General features: G+C 70.7%; 22 protein-coding genes and 1 riboswitch. Of the genes, 1 reads left to right on the forward strand and 21 read right to left on the reverse strand.

All coding sequences use genetic code 11. The annotated features are described in order from the left end of the window. Nucleotides 1–85 precede the first annotated feature (85 nt). The 6 genes from EDD30_RS14985 to EDD30_RS15010 form a co-directional block, all read right to left on the reverse strand. Entirely contained in the window at nucleotides 86–835 is a 750-nt protein-coding gene (locus tag EDD30_RS14985) for a thiazole synthase (RefSeq protein ID WP_071808909.1), read from the reverse strand. Between the two features lies 1 nt (nucleotide 836). Then, on the reverse strand, nucleotides 837–1037 hold the full coding sequence (gene thiS / locus EDD30_RS14990) for a sulfur carrier protein ThiS (RefSeq protein WP_071808911.1): 201 nt from the start codon (nucleotides 1035–1037) through the stop codon (nucleotides 837–839). After that, nucleotides 1034–2062, reverse strand: coding sequence for a glycine oxidase ThiO (thiO, locus tag EDD30_RS14995; RefSeq protein WP_071808913.1), 1029 nt, complete (start codon nucleotides 2060–2062; stop codon nucleotides 1034–1036). Before thiO ends, thiS begins: the two co-directional genes overlap by 4 nt. Then, nucleotides 2059–2703 carry a thiamine phosphate synthase gene (locus EDD30_RS15000; RefSeq protein ID WP_084557469.1) on the reverse strand — a complete coding sequence of 215 codons (645 nt, stop codon included), beginning with the start codon at nucleotides 2701–2703 and terminating at the stop codon, nucleotides 2059–2061. Before EDD30_RS15000 ends, thiO begins: the two co-directional genes overlap by 4 nt. After that, a riboswitch (TPP riboswitch) is annotated at nucleotides 2697–2808 on the reverse strand. Its footprint overlaps the gene before it by 7 nt. 44 nt (nucleotides 2809–2852) lie before the next feature. Next, a complete protein-coding gene (locus tag EDD30_RS15005; protein ID WP_071808914.1) occupies nucleotides 2853–4508 on the reverse strand; it encodes an ABC-F family ATP-binding cassette domain-containing protein in 1656 nt (551 codons plus the stop codon). A 31-nt stretch (nucleotides 4509–4539) separates the two neighbouring features. After that, nucleotides 4540–5157 carry a class I SAM-dependent methyltransferase gene (locus tag EDD30_RS15010; protein WP_071808920.1) on the reverse strand — a complete coding sequence of 206 codons (618 nt, stop codon included), beginning with the start codon at nucleotides 5155–5157 and terminating at the stop codon, nucleotides 4540–4542. A gap of 96 nt (nucleotides 5158–5253) precedes the next feature. Between EDD30_RS15010 and EDD30_RS38270 the strand changes: the two genes are divergently transcribed. Next, entirely contained in the window at nucleotides 5254–6429 is a 1176-nt protein-coding gene (locus EDD30_RS38270; protein WP_148088136.1) for a hypothetical protein, read from the forward strand. A gap of 55 nt (nucleotides 6430–6484) precedes the next feature. On the opposite strand, the gene truA is transcribed toward EDD30_RS38270, so the two are convergent. From truA to rpsE, 15 genes are all read right to left on the reverse strand, one after another. Then, a complete protein-coding gene (truA, locus tag EDD30_RS15020) occupies nucleotides 6485–7300 on the reverse strand; it encodes a tRNA pseudouridine(38-40) synthase TruA (protein WP_071803344.1) in 816 nt (271 codons plus the stop codon). A 77-nt stretch (nucleotides 7301–7377) separates the two neighbouring features. Next, nucleotides 7378–7956: a 50S ribosomal protein L17 gene (gene rplQ / locus EDD30_RS15025; protein WP_071803343.1), complete on the reverse strand. Its 579-nt coding sequence runs from the start codon at nucleotides 7954–7956 to the stop codon at nucleotides 7378–7380. Between the two features lie 30 nt (nucleotides 7957–7986). Then, the gene (locus EDD30_RS15030) at nucleotides 7987–9009 is read right to left on the reverse strand and encodes a DNA-directed RNA polymerase subunit alpha (protein WP_071803342.1); all 1023 of its coding nucleotides are present in this window, start codon (nucleotides 9007–9009) and stop codon (nucleotides 7987–7989) included. An 82-nt stretch (nucleotides 9010–9091) separates the two neighbouring features. Then, a complete protein-coding gene (rpsD, locus tag EDD30_RS15035) occupies nucleotides 9092–9718 on the reverse strand; it encodes a 30S ribosomal protein S4 (protein WP_071803341.1) in 627 nt (208 codons plus the stop codon). 16 nt (nucleotides 9719–9734) lie between these two features. Further along, complete coding sequence (gene rpsK / locus EDD30_RS15040; protein WP_071803340.1) at nucleotides 9735–10139, reverse strand: 30S ribosomal protein S11; 405 nt, start codon at nucleotides 10137–10139, stop codon at nucleotides 9735–9737. A gap of 17 nt (nucleotides 10140–10156) precedes the next feature. Next, a complete protein-coding gene (rpsM, locus tag EDD30_RS15045; protein WP_071803339.1) occupies nucleotides 10157–10537 on the reverse strand; it encodes a 30S ribosomal protein S13 in 381 nt (126 codons plus the stop codon). Between the two features lie 174 nt (nucleotides 10538–10711). Continuing rightward, nucleotides 10712–10828 carry a 50S ribosomal protein L36 gene (gene rpmJ / locus EDD30_RS15050; RefSeq protein WP_015619018.1) on the reverse strand — a complete coding sequence of 39 codons (117 nt, stop codon included), beginning with the start codon at nucleotides 10826–10828 and terminating at the stop codon, nucleotides 10712–10714. A gap of 47 nt (nucleotides 10829–10875) precedes the next feature. Beyond that, nucleotides 10876–11097, reverse strand: a complete 222-nt coding sequence (gene infA / locus EDD30_RS15055) for a translation initiation factor IF-1 (RefSeq protein ID WP_007073013.1) — start codon at nucleotides 11095–11097, stop codon at nucleotides 10876–10878. 261 nt (nucleotides 11098–11358) lie between these two features. Then, nucleotides 11359–11793 (reverse strand): DUF1707 SHOCT-like domain-containing protein, encoded by a 435-nt coding sequence (locus tag EDD30_RS15060; RefSeq protein ID WP_071803338.1) that lies wholly within the window; start codon nucleotides 11791–11793, stop codon nucleotides 11359–11361. An 88-nt stretch (nucleotides 11794–11881) separates the two neighbouring features. Next, nucleotides 11882–12736: a type I methionyl aminopeptidase gene (gene map / locus EDD30_RS15065; protein ID WP_071803337.1), complete on the reverse strand. Its 855-nt coding sequence runs from the start codon at nucleotides 12734–12736 to the stop codon at nucleotides 11882–11884. Nucleotides 12737–12815: 79 nt separating this feature from the next. Then, complete coding sequence (locus tag EDD30_RS15070; RefSeq protein ID WP_071803336.1) at nucleotides 12816–13469, reverse strand: adenylate kinase; 654 nt, start codon at nucleotides 13467–13469, stop codon at nucleotides 12816–12818. Between the two features lie 74 nt (nucleotides 13470–13543). Then, nucleotides 13544–14890, reverse strand: a complete 1347-nt coding sequence (secY, locus tag EDD30_RS15075; RefSeq protein ID WP_071803335.1) for a preprotein translocase subunit SecY — start codon at nucleotides 14888–14890, stop codon at nucleotides 13544–13546. A 275-nt stretch (nucleotides 14891–15165) separates the two neighbouring features. After that, the gene (gene rplO, locus EDD30_RS15080; protein WP_071803334.1) at nucleotides 15166–15609 is read right to left on the reverse strand and encodes a 50S ribosomal protein L15; all 444 of its coding nucleotides are present in this window, start codon (nucleotides 15607–15609) and stop codon (nucleotides 15166–15168) included. Further along, the gene (gene rpmD / locus EDD30_RS15085) at nucleotides 15609–15791 is read right to left on the reverse strand and encodes a 50S ribosomal protein L30 (RefSeq protein ID WP_071803333.1); all 183 of its coding nucleotides are present in this window, start codon (nucleotides 15789–15791) and stop codon (nucleotides 15609–15611) included. Before rpmD ends, rplO begins: the two co-directional genes overlap by 1 nt. Beyond that, on the reverse strand, nucleotides 15791–16411 hold the full coding sequence (gene rpsE / locus EDD30_RS15090; RefSeq protein ID WP_071803332.1) for a 30S ribosomal protein S5: 621 nt from the start codon (nucleotides 16409–16411) through the stop codon (nucleotides 15791–15793). The genes rpmD and rpsE overlap by 1 nt, the downstream gene beginning before the upstream one ends. Nucleotides 16412–16419 lie beyond the last annotated feature (8 nt).

Raw genomic sequence — 16419 nt, forward strand, 5'->3', positions numbered from 1 at the left:
TGGGGAACTCGGCGGGGTCACCACGCGGGCCTCCCTCGTCCGACGCGGACGCCGGGGCGTGACAGCGCTGGGGAACACGGCGGGGTCACCACGCGGGCCTCCCGTCGTCCGAGGTGGATGCCAGGGCGTGGTAGCGCTTGGGGATGCGGCCGGCGCCGGCGGCGAGCCGACCGGCCTCCACGGCGTGCCGCATCGCCGCCGCCATGCGCGCCGGGTCGGCGGCCCGGGTGACCGCGGAGGCGATCAACACCGCGTCGCAGCCGAGCTCCATCGCGAGCGCCGCATCGGAAGCGGTGCCGATGCCCGCGTCGAGGATCACCGGTACGTCGACGCTGTCGCGGATGAGCCGGATGTGGTGCGGGTTGCCGATACCCAGCCCGGACCCGATCGGCGCGCCCGCGGGCATGACGGCCGCACAGCCGGCGTCGGCCAGGCGGCGGGCCAGGATGGGGTCGTCGCTGGTGTACGGCAGCACCTGGAACCCGTCGCCCACCAGCCGTTCCGCCGCCCGCAGCAGCTCGACGCCGTCGGGCAGCAACGTCCGCTCGTCGCCGATCACCTCGAGTTTGATCAGATCCGTCTCGAACGCGTCCCGTGCCAGATGCGCCGCCTTGACGGCGTCCGAGGCGGTGTAGCACCCGGCCGTGTTCGGCAGCACGCGCATGCCCAGCCGGTCGAGCAGCGGCAGCAGGCCGGGCCCGGCCGCGTCGACCCGGCGCAGCGCGACCGTCACCATCTCGGTGCCGGAGGCCACGATCGCCGCCTCCAGCGCCGCCAGGCTCTCCGCGCCGCCGGTGCCGAGGATCAGCCGGGATTCGCCGAAGAGGTCCGCCATCTCAGCCTCCCTGCGCCGCGGTGAGCACCTCGACCCGGTCGCCCTCGCTGAGCCGGGCCCCGGGCCACGCGGAACGCGGCACCACCTCGCCGTTGACCGCCACCGCGACGCCGCGCCGCGCCTCCGTGAGCGCGCCGACGAGCCCCTCGACGGTGCTTTCCCCGTCGACGACGCGACCGGCACCATTGACGACGATCTTCATGCGAACCTCCCGGGCGTGAACGCTTCGAGCAGGGGATCGGGACGGCCGGTGACCACGAGGTCGGCGATGAGATCGGCGGTGACCGGCGTGAGCAGCACCCCGTTGCGGTGGTGCCCCGCGGCGACCACGATGTCGCCGCTCAGACGGCCCAGCACCGGCGCATTGTCGGGTGTGGCGGGCCGGTGCCGCACGACGGTCTCGGTGAGCTCGCACTCGGCAAGGTCCGGCACCAGCTCGGTGGCCGGCCGCAGCAGGTCCAGCACCGCTCCGGCCGTCACGGACGAGTCGGCGCGCTCCTCCTGGGTGGCACCGATGACGATCTCGCCGTCGGCGCGGGGAACCAGGTACACGTGCCGGCCGTCGACATGTCCCACCACGACGTGCCGGAGCAGCCCCGGCTCGCCGCTCAGGCGCAGCACCAGGCCCTTCACCGGCCGTACGGGAAGTCCGGTCAGGGCCGCGGTGCCCAGGCCCGCCGCGACCACGACCGGGCCCGGCGGAATCTCCGCCGTCCGGTGTGGCACCACCGCCGCACCCAGCGCGGTCCGCAGTGCGGCGACCACCCGCCGGGGGTCGACCTGCCGGTCGTCCGGGATGTGCGCGCCGCCGCGGAGCCGGGGCGAGAGGGCCGGTTCCCGCTCGCGGACGGCGCTCGGCGGCAGCCGGTGCACCGCCAGGCCGTGCTCCTCGCGATAGGCCCACAGGCGCCGCGCCTCGGCCAGGTCGTCGCCGGTCAGTGCGACCGCCAGGGTGCCCCGCGTGTCGATTCCGACGTCGATCCCCGTCTCCCGCTGCAGCTCGGCGGCGAAGCCGGGCCAGCGGGTCGACGACTCCACCATGAGCGCGGTCAGCGCCTCCTGGCCGAAGGACGTCTCCCCGGCCGGGGCCAGCATGCCCGCCGCGGCATACCAGGCGGCATCGTCGGCACCGCCGTCGTAGACGGTGACCCGCATGCCGCGCTGCCGGCAGCGCCACGCGACGGCGAGGCCCACGATCCCGCCGCCGATCACGGTCAGGTCGGTCATGCGAGGGCCTTGAGCAGCCGCTCGACGGCGTGGCCCGGATCCGCGGCCGCGGCGACCGCGCCGACGACCGCGACGGCGGCAGCCCCGGCCGCGATCAGGCCGGGGGCGGTGTCGAGGGTGACTCCGCCGATCGCCACTACCGGGGTTCCGGGCACGGCCCGGGCCACCGCGCCGATCTTCGCGGCGCCGAGCGGTGCGGGCAGCCCGGTCTTGGTGGAGCTGACGAAGGCCGGTCCCACCCCCAGGTACGTCGCGCCGGCCCGCACCGCCGACCGGGCCGCCACCTCGTCCCGGCAGGTCGCGCCGAGCACGGTGCCCGGCCCGAGCACCTTCCGGGCGGCCGCCACCGGCAGATCGTCGGCACCGACGTGCGCGCCGTCGGCACCGACGGCCAGCGCCACGTGCAGCCGGTCGTTGACCAGGCACAACACCCCGGCGGGGCGGCACTCGGCCAACACCTCGGTGGCCAGGCCGTACGCGGCCCGGTCGGTCACGTCGTCCTCGACCCGGACCTGGATCGCCAACCGGTCGACCAGGCCGAGCCGACCGGCGGCCGCCACCGCGGCGGTGACCACGGCGAGCGGGTCACGCCCGGGGCGGGCGTCGGTGATGACATGCAGACACGGGAAAACAGGGTCCACAACGCGCTCCTCCCTGCGCCGGCATGACCCGGATCAGGTTCGACGGTCGAGGGCCGCGACAGCCCCCCTCTCAGCCCGGTGCACCGGACTCCCGTGGGGTTGGTTCCGCCGCCGACACTATCGCCGCGGCGCCGCCGGAGTAAAGCCCGTCAGCGGACGTCCCAGACCGGCTCGGGCGTCTCCACGACCTCGCCGTCACCCTGGAAGAGCACGAACCGGTCGAAGCCGCGCGTGAACCAGCGGTCGTGGGTGACCGCGATCACCGTGCCCTCGAACGCCTTCAGGCCCTCCTCCAGCGCCTCCGCCGAGGCGAGGTCCAGGTTGTCCGTCGGCTCGTCGAGCAGCAGCACCGTCGCGCCCGACAGCTCCAGCAGCAGCACCAGGAAGCGGGCCTGCTGGCCGCCCGAGAGCGTGCCGAACCGCTGGTCGCCCTGTGCCGCCAGCTCGTAGCGGTTGAGCGCCTTCATCGCGCCCGCGCGGTCCATTCCGGACCGGTGGTCGTCGCCGCGCCACAGAATCTCGACCAACGTACGATCCAGCAGCTCAGGCCGGTCGTGGGTCTGCGAGAAGTGGCCGGGACGGACCCGCGCGCCGAGCCGTGCGGTGCCGTGGTGCGCCACGTGGGCCAGGGGCGCGCCGTCGACCGGCTTGTTGTCCGCCTCGGGGGCCGTGCCGCCCGCCGAGAGCAGCCGTAGGAAGTGGGACTTGCCGGTGCCGTTGGCGCCGAGCACCGCCACCCGGTCGCCGTACCAGATCTCCAGGTCGAAGGGGAAGGTCAGGTCTTCCAGCTCCAGGCCCGTGCAGACGACGGCCCGTTTTCCCGTACGCCCGCCGCGCAGGTTCATCCGCAACGACTGCTCCTTGGGCGGCAGCGGCGGCGGCCCCGCCTCCTCGAACTTGCGCAGCCGGGTCTGCGCGGCCTGGTAGCGCGAGGCCAGGCCGTCGTTGAACGCCGCCTTCTGCTTCAAGGTGAACACCAGCTCGCGCAGCTTCTCGTGTTCCTCGTCCCAGCGCCGCCGCAGCTCCAGCAGCCGCTCGTGCCGGTTGGCGCGGGCCTCGTGCCAGGAGGCGAAGCCGCCGGGGTGGGTCCACGCGCCGCCGCCCTCGACCGCCACCACCCGGGTCGCGGTCTGCGCCAGTAGCTCGCGGTCGTGCGAGACGTAGAGCACCGACTTCGACGACTCCCGCAGCCGCGCCTCGAGCCATCGCTTGCCCGGCACGTCGAGGAAGTTGTCCGGCTCGTCCAGCAGCAGCACCTCGTCGCCGCCACGCAGCAGCAGGTCGAGGGCGAAGCGCTTCTGCTGCCCGCCGGAGAGCGTCCGCACCGGCCGGCTCCGCACCTCTTCCCAGGGCTTGCCGAGGATGGCGACGGCGACGGTGTCGAAGAGCACCTCGGCGTCGTAGCCGCCCGCCTCGCCCCAGCCGGTCAGCGCGTTGGCGAACCGGAGCTGCGCCTTCTCGGAGTCGGGCGCCGACCGCAGCGCGGCGTCGGCGGTGGCCAGCGCCTGCCCGGCCTCCCGCAGGACGGGCGCGACGAGCGACAAGGCAAGATCGTCGAGGGTACGGTCGTCGCCGATCATCCCGATGAACTGGCGCATGACCCCGAGCCCGCCGGCCCGGGCGACCGTGCCGATCGGGACGGCGAGATCCCCGGCGACCATCCGCAGCAGGGTGGTCTTGCCCGCCCCGTTCGGCCCGACGAGCGCCACCTTCGCGCCCTCGCCGACCCGGAACGACACGTCGGCGAACAGCTCCCGGCCGTCCGGCAGCACGAATCCGACCCCGGAGACATCCACGTAACCCACGCGGCCATCTTCCCCGAGGAGGCGGTGCAGGTCAGTCGGTTTTTCCGGCGCTCCGGGAGACCTTGAGCACGCGGAAGCCGCGCTGGCTGGCCGTACGCGCCACGTCCCAGCCCTGGCCGGTCAGCCAGGTGTGCAGCGAGTCGCCGCCGAGGTTGCGGTTGATCACCAGCCAGGCCACGCCGTCCGGCGCGAGCCGCCCCAGCCAGCGGTCCGCCATCGCGTGCAGTTCGGCCTTGCCGACGTGGGTGGGCGGGTTGCTCCAGATCTGGTCGAACGTCACCTCGGCCGGCACGTCCTCGGGGGTGCACACTCGCACCCTGTCGCCCAGACCCAGCGACTTGGCGTTCTCCGCGGTCAGCTCCCGGGCGCGGGAGTTGACGTCGATCGCGTACACGGTCGCGGCGGGCGCCTCGCTGGCCAGGACGCAGGCGATGGGGCCGTACCCGCAGCCGAGATCCAGGAAGGTGCCGCCGTCGGTGGGCAGCTCGGCCTTGCGCAGCAGCACGGCGGTGCCGGGGTCGAGCCGTCCCGCGGAGAAGACGCCGCGCGCGACCGCCAGGTCGTACGCCCGGCCGGCCACGGAGAACTCGATCCGTCCCCTCGTGTCGGGCGTGGCCGGCTCGGCAGTGAAGTAATGGTCGGCGCTCACCCCGTCAGTGTCCCGCCGGGCAACGAGCGCCGGCGCACCGGGGTGCCGCACAATCTGTGCGTTCATCGATCACCGTGCGCTCCTAGCGTGGCAGCCATGCTTCGCGTCCCCCGCCCCCGCTCCGCCCATCGCGCGAACCCGGGGAGCGGACTCGCGACACACTCGGCGGCGCACTCGGCAGCCCCGGGAAGGTTGCCGCCGGCCGCGCGCCACCATCGGTCGGCCCCTGATCCCCGCATCCGTACGCCGCACCGCCATGCGTCCCCCCGCCGTACGGTCTCCCTGCCGGCCCCGCTGACGGACTGGCTCCTCGTCACCGCCCGCGGGGTCCTCGCCGGGAGCCCATCCGTCCGTTCCCTCGGCATCCTCACCGATCCCCGCCGGCTGCGTCCGCGCCTGGAGGAGACCAGCCAGCGCCTGGCGCCACGACCGCCGGATCCCGGCAGCGTCCCCGCCGCGCCGGGTCTCTACGGTGGCCGGCCCGCGCCGGATGTCCGCCCCGGACGGTCCGCACCGGGAGGCCGCGCCCGGCAGTCCGCACCGGGCGCCCACGGCGGGCAGCGCTTTCCCGCCGCGCGGCGGTTGCCCGCGGAGCCCCAGCAGGCCCTCCAATTGCTGCTGAGCGGCCTCGGTGCGCTGATCGTCACGTCGATCGTGGTGCTGACCGCCTTCTTCGTGATCGCCGAGGAGCGCCGAGGCCCCGCCGGGGCGTCCTCCGCCGCGCCGGGCGCTGCCGCAAGAGGCTCCCGCGCCGCCGACGACGCGCCGCTGACCCGGCTGGAGGTCTTCCCCGGGCCGGAGATCCGGGCGGGGTCCGGCGCCGCCGCCTACCGAATCTCGCTGACGCACGTGGACACCGAGTGCGCGCTCGGCACCATCGGCGAGCTCGGCGCGGTGCTCAGCGAGAAGGGCTGCGGCCAGGTCGTCCGGGCCGCCATGATCGCACCGTACGGGGACTACCGCGTCACGGCCGGCATCCTCGTCCTGCCCGACGCGAACACGGCGGACGCGGTCAGCGAGGATGCCGAGGTGCTGGTCGAGTCCGGCCGCGGCACCTTCGCGGCACTGGGCGGAAGGGGCGGCGTGCCGGCCACCGCACCAGCCCAGGTCGGCTGGCATCCGGTCGGTCACTACCTGCTGTACTGCGTCATCTCCCGCCCGGACGGCAACCTCGTCGCCGACGACGACCCGCTGGCGGCCCGCATCACCGAGGACCTCCTCCAGGGCTATCTGACCGACCAGCTCGCCGACGCCCGCGACATCGACCCCTGACGGCAGCCGGTCATGCGCGGAGACGGCAGCCGGTCGCGCCCCTGACGGCAGCCGGTCATGCGCGGAGGCGGCGGGTGGCGTCGGCTCGCCGGGCGTACTCGGTCTCGTCCGGGTAGCCGACCGCTACCAGGGTCAGGCCGTGGGCGGGCGCCACGGTCACCTCGCTCGACCGCTCGCGCAGCGTGAGCAGCTTCGCCGGCCAGCCCGGATCGCGCCGCCCGTCGCCCACCGTCAACATCGCACCGACCAGACTGCGCACCATCGCCTGGCAGAAGGCGTCCGCCTGCACGGTCGCGACCGCGACCCCGTCCGGTTCCCGGCGCCACTCGAGGCGGGTGATGGCGCGCACGGTGGTCGCGTGCTCCTTGCGCTTGCAGAACGCGGCGAAGTCGTGCAGGCCCACCAGTCCCGCCGCGGCCTCGTTGAGCCGGCCGAGGTCGAGCGGACGCACCCAGCCGAGGGTGTCGTGGCGCCGCAGCGGCTCGGGCCCGGAGACCGTGTCGGCGACCCGGTACTCGTAGCGGCGGAACGTCGCCGAGAACCGGGCGTCGAACGTGGACGGTACCGGCGTCACGGCCCTGACCCGCGCGTCCGGCGGCATCAGCGCGGCCAGCCGCCGCAGCAGCGAGTCCCGGAGCCGCTCCCAGACCTCCGTCGGCAGCTCGATGTGGCACACCTGGCCGGTGGCGTGCACGCCGGCGTCCGTACGCCCGGCCACCGTCAGTCCCAGCGGCACGTCCGTCCCGGCGAGCGTGCCCAGCGCCTCGGTCAGCACCCCGGCGACCGTGCGCCGGGTGGGCTGGGCGGCCCACCCGGAGAAGTCACCGCCGTCGTAGGAGACGTCGAGGCGCAGACGAGTCGTGTCGGTCAAAACCCGGTCCTTAGTCCGTACGGTAAAAGCGAAACGGCCCGGCACCCCACAGAGGGTGCCGGGCCGCACGTGCCTGATCAGGCCTTGGTGTCGTCGCCCTCGGCCTGGTTGCCCGGGCCCTCGGCGCCCTTGTCGCCGGACGCGTTCACCGGCGGCTCGGAGTCCTGGTCGGCGGCCGGAGCCTCGCTGGCAGCGGCGGCCGGAACCTCGTCCTCGCGGGCGAGCGCCTCGACCTTGTCCTGCTGCGCGGCGGCCTTGCGGGCCGCCTTCTTGGCCGGCGCCGTGTTCGCCGCGACCTGCAGCTCCTCGACCAGCTCGATGATCGCCATGGGAGCGGCGTCACCCTTGCGCGGGCCGGTCTTGGTGATGCGGGTGTAGCCACCCGGCCGGTTGCCGTAGCGGGGGGCGATCTGCTCGAACAGGGCGTACACGACGTCCTTGTCCTTGACGACCGTCAGCACCCGGCGACGGTTGTGCAGGTCACCGCGCTTGGCCTTGGTGATCAGCTGCTCCGCCAGGGGGCGAAGGCGCCGCGCCTTGGTCTCGGTGGTCTTGATCTTCCCGTGCCGGAAGAGCTCCGTGGCCAGGTTGGCCAGCAGCAGCTTCTCGTGCGCCGGGCTACCGCCGAGGCGGGGACCCTTGGTAGGCGTGGGCATTGTTGCTCCTAATTCAGACGACCGAGAAGGTCAGAGCTGCTCGGTCTCGCGGTAGTCGTCGGTGTCGTAGTCCACGTCGCCGAACGAGTCGACCACGTGCGCCGGGTCGAAGGACGGCGCGCTGTCCTTCAGTCCCAGGCCCATTCCGGCGAGCTTCATCTTGACCTCGTCGATCGACTTCTGACCGAAATTCCTTATATCCAGAAGGTCGGCCTCCGTCCGCCCGATCAGCTCACCGACGGTGTTGATGCCCTCGCGCTTGAGGCAGTTGTACGACCGGACGGTGAGGTCGAGCTCCTCGATCGGCAGGGCCAGGTCGGCGGCAAGCTGAGCGTCCTGCGGGGACGGGCCGATGTCGATGCCCTCGGCGGTCTCGTCCAGCTCGCGGCAGAGGCCGAACAGCTCGACGAGGGTCGAGCCGGCCGACGCCAGCGCGGTGCGGGGCGAGATGGAAGCCTTCGACTCGACGTCGATGATCAGGCGGTCGAAGTCGGTGCGCTGCTCGACACGGGTCGCCTCGACGCGGTAGGTCACCTTCATGACCGGCGAGTAGATCGAGTCGACCGGGATGCGGCCGATCTCGGCGCCGGCGCTCTTGTTCTGCGCCGCCGTGACGTAGCCACGGCCCCGCTCGACGGTGAGCTCCATGTCGAGCCGGCCCTTGCTGTTGAGCGTGGCCAGCTTCAGGTCGGGGTTGTGCACGGAGACGCCGGCCGGGGGCTGGATGTCACCGGCGGTGACGTCGCCCGGGCCCTGCTTGCGCAGGTACATGCTGACCGGCTCGTCGTGCTCGGAGCTGACGGTGAGCTCCTTGACGTTCATGACCAGCTCGACCACGTCCTCCTTGACACCGGGGATCGTGGTGAACTCGTGCAGGACGCCGTCGATCTTGATGCTGGTGACCGCCGCGCCCGGGATGGACGACAGCAGGGTCCGCCGCAGCGAGTTGCCGAGGGTGTAGCCGAAGCCCGGCTCCAGGGGCTCGATGGTGAACCGGGAGCGGGTCTCGCTGAGCGACTCCTCCGAGAGGGTCGGCCGCTGGCTGATGAGCACGCTGTTCTTCTTTCTGTCGGGCCACCCGCTATTTGATGGCCGTCGGAATCGCCCGGCGCCCTCTCAGGCGCCGGGCAACTTGTTACTTCGAGTAGAGCTCGACGATCAGCTGCTCCTGGACCTGCGTGTCGATGACGGCGCGGGCCGGGAGCGAGTGGATCAGGATCTTCATCTCGCTCGGGATGGGCTCGAGCCACGCCGGCACCGGCCGGGAACCGGCCTGGGCCTGGGCGACGACGAAGGGGGTCATCTCCTTCGACTTCTCCCGGAGCGTGACGATGTCGTGCTCCTTCACCCGGTACGACGGGATGTCGACCTTCACGCCGTTGACCAGGAAGTGGCCGTGCTTGACCAACTGCCGGGCCATGTCCCGGGAGGCGGCGTAGCCGGCCCGGTAGACGACGTTGTCGAGACGGGACTCGAGGATCTGCAGCAGCACCTCACCGGTCTTGCCGGGCTTGGTGACAGCCTCCTCGTAGTAACCGCGGAACTGCTTCTCGAGGACGCCGTAGGTCCGGCGGGCCTTCTGCTTCTCGCGGTGCTGGAGCAGGTACTCGGTCTCCTTGGTCCGGCCGCGGCCGTGCTGCCCGGGCGGGAACGGCCGGGACTCGAACGGGCACTTCGGACCATCGCACTTGCTGCCCTTGAGGAACAGCTTCATCTTCTCGCGGCGGCAGCGCTTGCAGTCCGCACCTGTGTAACGAGCCATTGCTTCGATCTCTCCCTTAGACCCGACGACGCTTCGGCGGACGGCATCCGTTGTGCGGCTGCGGCGTGACGTCGGAGATCTGCCCGACCTCGAGGCCGGCGGCCTGCAGCGAGCGGATCGCGGTCTCCCGGCCGGAGCCGGGGCCCTTGACGAACACGTCGACCTTGCGCATGCCGTGCTCCATGGCCCGGCGCGCGGCGGCCTCGGCGGCGAGCTGCGCGGCGAACGGAGTCGACTTGCGGGAGCCCTTGAAGCCCACCTGGCCGGAGGAGGCCCAGGAGATGACCGCACCGGTCGGGTCGGTGATCGACACGATGGTGTTGTTGAAGGTGCTCTTGATGTGCGCCTGCCCGTGGGCGACGTTCTTGCGTTCCTTGCGCCGGACCTTCTTGACAGCCCCTGCGCGTGCCTTCGGTGGCATAAGTCGTTGCGCTCCTATTACTTCCGACCGGGCTTCTTCTTACCGGCGACCGTGCGCTTCGGACCCTTGCGGGTGCGAGCGTTGGTCCGCGTGCGCTGACCCCGGACGGGGAGCCCACGACGGTGGCGGATGCCGGCGTAGCAGCCGATCTCAACCTTGCGGCGGATGTCCGCGGCGACCTCGCGGCGCAGGTCGCCCTCAACCTTGAAGTTGGCCTCGATGTAGTCGCGGAGCTGGACGAGCTCCTCGTCAGTGAGGTCCTTAGCGCGCTTGTTCAGGTCAATGCCGGTCGCGGTGAGCGCCTCGACGGCGCGGGTCCGACCGACCCCGAAGATGTAGGTGAGCGCGATCTCCATCCGCTTTTCGCGGGGAAGATCGACGCCGACGAGTCGTGCCATAAGTGGGCGTACTCCTCAGGTGTCTCACGGAGGTCTGTGCCCGTCCCCACCCCGCCTGCCCGGGCGGGCCCCGGCCTCCGACCGGGGGTGAGACCGCGCGCCATCAACGTGCATGACACCGCGGCTGGGACGAGCTTCTTCAGTGGTGCGGATCTGGCAGTGCGAGGACCTGGATCAGCCCTGGCGCTGCTTGTGACGCGCGTCGGTCTTGCAGATGACCATGACGCGCCCGTGCCGCCGGATGACCCGGCAGTTGTTGCAGATCCGCTTGACGCTCGGCTTGACCTTCACGGTTTGCCTTAACTCTCAGTCAGACGGGATGTGGATCCCCGTGACCCTTACTTGTAGCGGTAGACGATGCGCCCACGGGTCAGGTCGTACGGCGAAAGCTCGACGACGACCCGGTCCTCGGGAAGGATGCGGATGTAGTGCTGCCGCATCTTTCCGGAGATGTGAGCCAGCACCTTGTGACCATTGGCGAGCTCCACCCGGAACATGGCGTTCGGCAGAGGCTCGATCACTCGGCCTTCGATCTCGATGGCTCCGTCTTTCTTTGGCATGTCCTCCGCTACCTGACATCGGGTTCTGGGGCAGGCTCACAGCATTCATCCCGGACCCGAAAGGGACCCGGACCAGCCGCGGCTCCGGCTCCACCAGAAGCGCTTGGTAGACATGCCGGAGTGGACGCTGTGCGCCAGCAAGCCAGTGTACGCGCGGGGAGGCATCGACACCAAACCGAGGTCGCCGTAACCCGTGGTCGGGTGTGTCGACAGCCCACAGAACCGGACAAACGCGCCGCTACGGGTCGTTAACCGAGCGCCCTAGCGCCCGTGACTCTTGGCGAGCCCGATGAGACCGAAGATCAGCGGGATGAGCATCCAGCCCGGCCAGAAGTAATTCCAGTCGCCCGACGACAGCGACGACAGCGCCCAGACCATGACGCAGACGAGTACCACGCCGCTGTAGGAGGCGACCCACGGCGCGCCGTCGGGCTTCGCCGTCCTCGCGGGCTCGGAGGAGGGCATCGGCACGGACAGGGGCGACAGGGGCACCGGCTGGGCGCGCTGGGCCGGGATGGTGCCGGGCAGATCGGCGGTCAGGCCGTTCAGCTCACCGAAGGTCTTGGCGGCGTAGACGGCCTGCAGTCGCTCGTCGTACTCGTGCAGGTCCAGACGCCCCTCGTCGAGCGCCGTCTTCAACCGCTCGGCGACGACCTGACGGTCCGCGTCGCCGGCTCGCATGCCCTCGGAACCCATGGCGTCCAGGATGCCAGGCCGTGTCACACCTCGCGGTCCCGTGGACGGCCATTTGCTCTGTGCCCGAGCAAGCGCGCCGGGGCCGGTGCTACTCCGGGAGCGGGTTCAGCGACGGCTGGCGGGAGGTCACCAGATCGCCGAGCCGGGCCCGGCCGCCGTCCGGTGCCGTCGTCACCCACACGCCGTCCTCGAGCAACGCCATGGTGTGCTCCACGTGCGCCGCCATCGAGCCGTCCCGGGTGGTCACCGTCCACCCGTCCGCCAGCTCCTGGGTGCGCGGCGAGCCCATGGTGATCATCGGCTCGATGGCGAGGGCCAGGCCCGGCACCAGGCGGGGGCCCTTGCCGGGCTTGCCGTGGTTGAGCACGTGCGGGTCCTGGTGCATCTCGGTGCCGATGCCGTGACCGCCGTACCCGTCGACGATGCCGTAGCGGCCCGCCTTGCGGACGGTCTTCTCCACGTGGAAGGAGATGTCGGTGAGCCGGCCGCGGCCGTTCGCGGCGCCGCGGGCGGCGGCGGCGATGCCGGCCCACATGGCGTCCTCGGCCACCTCGGCCATGCGCAGCAGGGCCGGATCGGTCTCCCCCACGCCGACGGTGATCGCCGAGTCGCCGTGCCAGCCGTTCAGGACCGCCCCGCAGTCGAGCGACAGCAGGTCGCCCTCCTGCAGCACCTGGGCGGCCGAGGGGATGCCGTGCACGACCTGCTCGTTGACCGACGCGCAGATCGAGGCGGGGAAGCCGTGGTAGCCCTTGAACGACGGCACGGCGCCGTTGTCGCGGATGACCTGCTCCGCGATGGCGTCGAGATCGGCGGTGGAGACGCCGGGGGCGACGGCCGCCCGCATCGCGTCCAGCGCGGCGGCGACGACGAGGCCGGCGCCGCGCATGAGCTCGATCTGTTCCGGGGTCTTGAGCTGAATGTCCTGGGCACTACGGCGCATGGGCGTCAGCCTAGCGTGACCATCGGAGACGAAAAACGAGGGCGCTGCCGAAGCAGCGCCCTCGTGAGGTCGTGGCGGATCAGCCGCCGTACGAGCGGAGCGCATCGATCGCCCGCACGGTGACGTCCTCCACCGGCCCGGTCGCGTCGATGCCGACCAGCTTGCCCTGGGCGCCGTAGAAATCGACCAGCGGCGCCGTCTTGTCCGCGTACTCGACGAGCCGGTTGGCGATGGTCTCCGCGCGGTCGTCGTCACGCTGGAACAGCTCGGAGCCACACCGGTCGCAGATGTTCTCCTTGCTCGTCGGGTCGAACTCGACGTGCCAGATCTTGCCGCAGCCACGGCAGGTCCGGCGGCCGGAGAGCCGCCGGATGACCTCGTCGTCGTCGACCACGAGCTCCATCACCAAGTCCAGCGCGGTGCCGAGGTCCGCCAGGAGCTTGTCCAGCGCCGACGCCTGCGGGACGGTTCGCGGGAAACCGTCCAGCAGGAAGCCGTCGCCGGCGTCGGGCTCCGCGAGCCGGTCACGGACCATGTTGATGGTGACCTCGTCGGGAACGAGGTTGCCCGCGTCCATGTAGCGCTTCGCCTCGAGCCCCAGCGGGGTCCCCTGCGACACGTTGGCCCGGAAGATGTCACCGGTCGAGATCTTCGGTACGGCGAGATGGGCGGCGATGAACTCAGCCTGGGTCCCCTTGCCGGCCCCCGGAGGGCCCACCAGTACCAGCCGCACCTACATCGCCTCGCTTCGGTGAGAACGAGCTTCGCAAACGATGGACGCGAGAGCCCCCCGGCTCCGCGCTCCCACTACCGGAGGAACCCTTCGTAGTTGCGCTGCATGAGCTGGCTCTCGATCTGCTTCACCGTCTCCAGACCCACGCCCACCATGATCAGCACTGCGGTACCGCCGAACGGGAAGTTCACGTACTGGTCCTGGTTGAGCCAGATGAAGAAGAAGTTCGGCAGGACCGAGATCAGGCCCAGGTACAGCGCGCCCGGCAGGGTGATCCGGCTGAGGATGAAGTCCAGGTAGTCGGCGGTCGGCTTACCGGGCCGGATGCCCGGTACGAACCCACCGTACTTCTTCATGTTCTCGGCGACCTCGGTCGGGTTGAACGTGATCGAGACGTAGAAGTACGTGAAGAAGATGATCATCAGGAAGTACGTCAGGATGTAGATCCAGCTCGTCGGGTCGACCAGGTTGTCCTGGATCCAGAGCTGGTAGCCCTTGAGGTTGTTCTGGTCGAAGAACCTCAGGAACAGGTTCGGCAGGTAGAGCAGCGACGACGCGAAGATCACCGGCACGACACCGGCCTGGTTGACCTTCAGCGGGATGTACGTCGAGGTGCCACCGTACATCTTCCGGCCGATCATGCGCTTCGCGTACTGCACCGGGATGCGGCGCTGGGCCTGCTCGATGAAGACGACCGCGGCGATGATCAGCAGGACCAGGGCGATGACGAGCCAGAACTTGCCCCAGCCGTTGGTCTCCTTGATCGTCCAACCCTCGCTGGGCAGGCGGGCGGCGATCGAGGCGAAGATCAGCACGGACATGCCGTTGCCGACGCCGCGGTCGGTGATGAGCTCACCGAGCCACATGACCACGCCCGTGCCGGCGGTCATCGTGATGACCAGGATCGTCAGCGTGAGCCAGTCCGGGATGCCCAGACCCTCGGGAATGATCGCGAAGTTCGACTGGTCCTGCGGGCAGGCACCGGCGAAGAGCTGGCCGCTGCGGGCCAGCGCCACGAACGCCGCGGACTGCAGGACCGCGAGGCCGAGCGTGAGGTAGCGGGTGTACTGGGTGATCTTCGCCTGGCCGGACTGGCCCTCCTTGCGGAGCTGCTCGAGGCGCGGAATCACCACGGTGAGGAGCTGCAGGATGATCGACGCCGTGATGTACGGCATGATGCCCAGCGCGAAGACGGAAAGCTGAAGCAGCGCGCCGCCGGAGAACAGGTTCAGCAGGTTCAATACCCCGCCGCCGGCGTTGCTGCTGTTCACGGCGTCGAGGCAGTTCTGGACGTTGGTGTAGGACACGCCCGGGCTGGGCAATGTGGCACCGAGCCGATAGACCGCGATGATCGCTACTGTGAACAGCAGTTTCTTGCGCAGGTCAGGCGTCCGGAACGCACTGGAAAAGGCGGAGAGCAACTTCTTCCTCCTGCGCGAGGTGGCCGCCTGAAACCGGCGGATGGGGGTAGGCATCGGTCCGGACGACCGATATACCTGGCTGGGAACGGACTTTAACAGCCCGACGTGCCTCTCGTGAGGCACGGTCGCCGCTTGTGCAACACCCGGGGACGAAGAGCTACGCGGCAAGCGGTGGAACAGTGCCGCCGAACCCGGTGAAATGCCTGGTCAGACGCCACAACGGGGATGCAGGCCGGGCATCGGTGCGATACCCGGGCCAGCATCCCCGGCAAGCCTCACAGCTCGGTGGCGGAACCACCGGCGGCTGCGATCTTCTCCTTGGCCGACTCGCTGAACGCGTGCGCAGAAATCTGCAGCGACACGCCGTTCAGGTCGCCGGAGCCGAGCACCTTCACGAGCTGGCCACGGCGGACCGCGCCGGCGTCGGCCAGCTCCAGCGGGCCGATCTCGCCACCGTTCGGAAACAGCTCGGCGAGCCGGTCCAGGTTGACGACCTGGAAGACGACCTTGTTCTTGTTCTTGAAGCCCTTCATCTTCGGCAGGCGCATGTGGAGGGGCATCTGCCCACCCTCGAACGCAGCCGAGACGTTCTTGCGGGCTCCCGTACCCTTGGTGCCCCGACCGGCGGTCTTGCCCTTGGAGCCCTCACCGCGACCCACGCGGGTCTTCGGCGTCTTGGCTCCGGGCGCCGGACGGAGGTGGTGGACCTTGATCGCCATTACTCGACCTCCTCAACACTCACGAGGTGGCTCACGGCGAAGATCATGCCCCGAATCTCGGGGCGGTCCTCCTTGACCACCACATCGTTGATCCGCTTCAGGCCCAGCGACCGCAGGGAATCCCGCTGGTTCTGCTTACGGCCGATCTCGGACCGGATCTGGGTGACCTTCAAGCGTGCCATCAGCGCACCGCCGCTTCCGCACGCGCCGCCAGCATGGCCGCGGGGGCCACGTCCTCGACCGGCAGGCCACGGCGCGCCGCGACCGCCTCCGGGGACTCGAGGCCCTTCAGCGCGGCCACCGTCGCGTGCACGATGTTGATCGGGTTCGACGAGCCGAGGCTCTTGCTCAGCACGTCGTGGATGCCCGCGCACTCGAGCACGGCACGCACCGGGCCACCGGCGATGACACCGGTACCGGCGGAGGCCGGCTTGAGGAGCACGACACCCGCGGCGGCCTCGCCGGTGATCGGGTGCGGGATCGTCGCGCCGATCCGGGGCACCTTGAAGAAGTGCTTCTTGGCCTCCTCGACGCCCTTGGCGATCGCCGCGGGCACCTCCTTGGCCTTGCCGTATCCGATGCCGACGGTGCCGTCACCGTCGCCGACGATCACGAGGGCGGTGAAGCTGAAGCGACGACCACCCTTCACGACCTTCGCGACACGGTTGATCGCTACGACCCGCTCCAGGTGAGGGGTCTTCTCGACGGGCGCGTTACCGCGGCCGCCCTCACGGCGGTTGTCGCGGCGGCCGCCCTCGTTGTTACCGCCGGACCCTCCGCCACGGCGCTGCTGACCAGGCATTGGTCTTC

The organism is Couchioplanes caeruleus (genome assembly GCF_003751945.1).
GTDB classification, from domain to species: Bacteria; Actinomycetota; Actinomycetes; order Mycobacteriales; family Micromonosporaceae; genus Actinoplanes; species Actinoplanes caeruleus.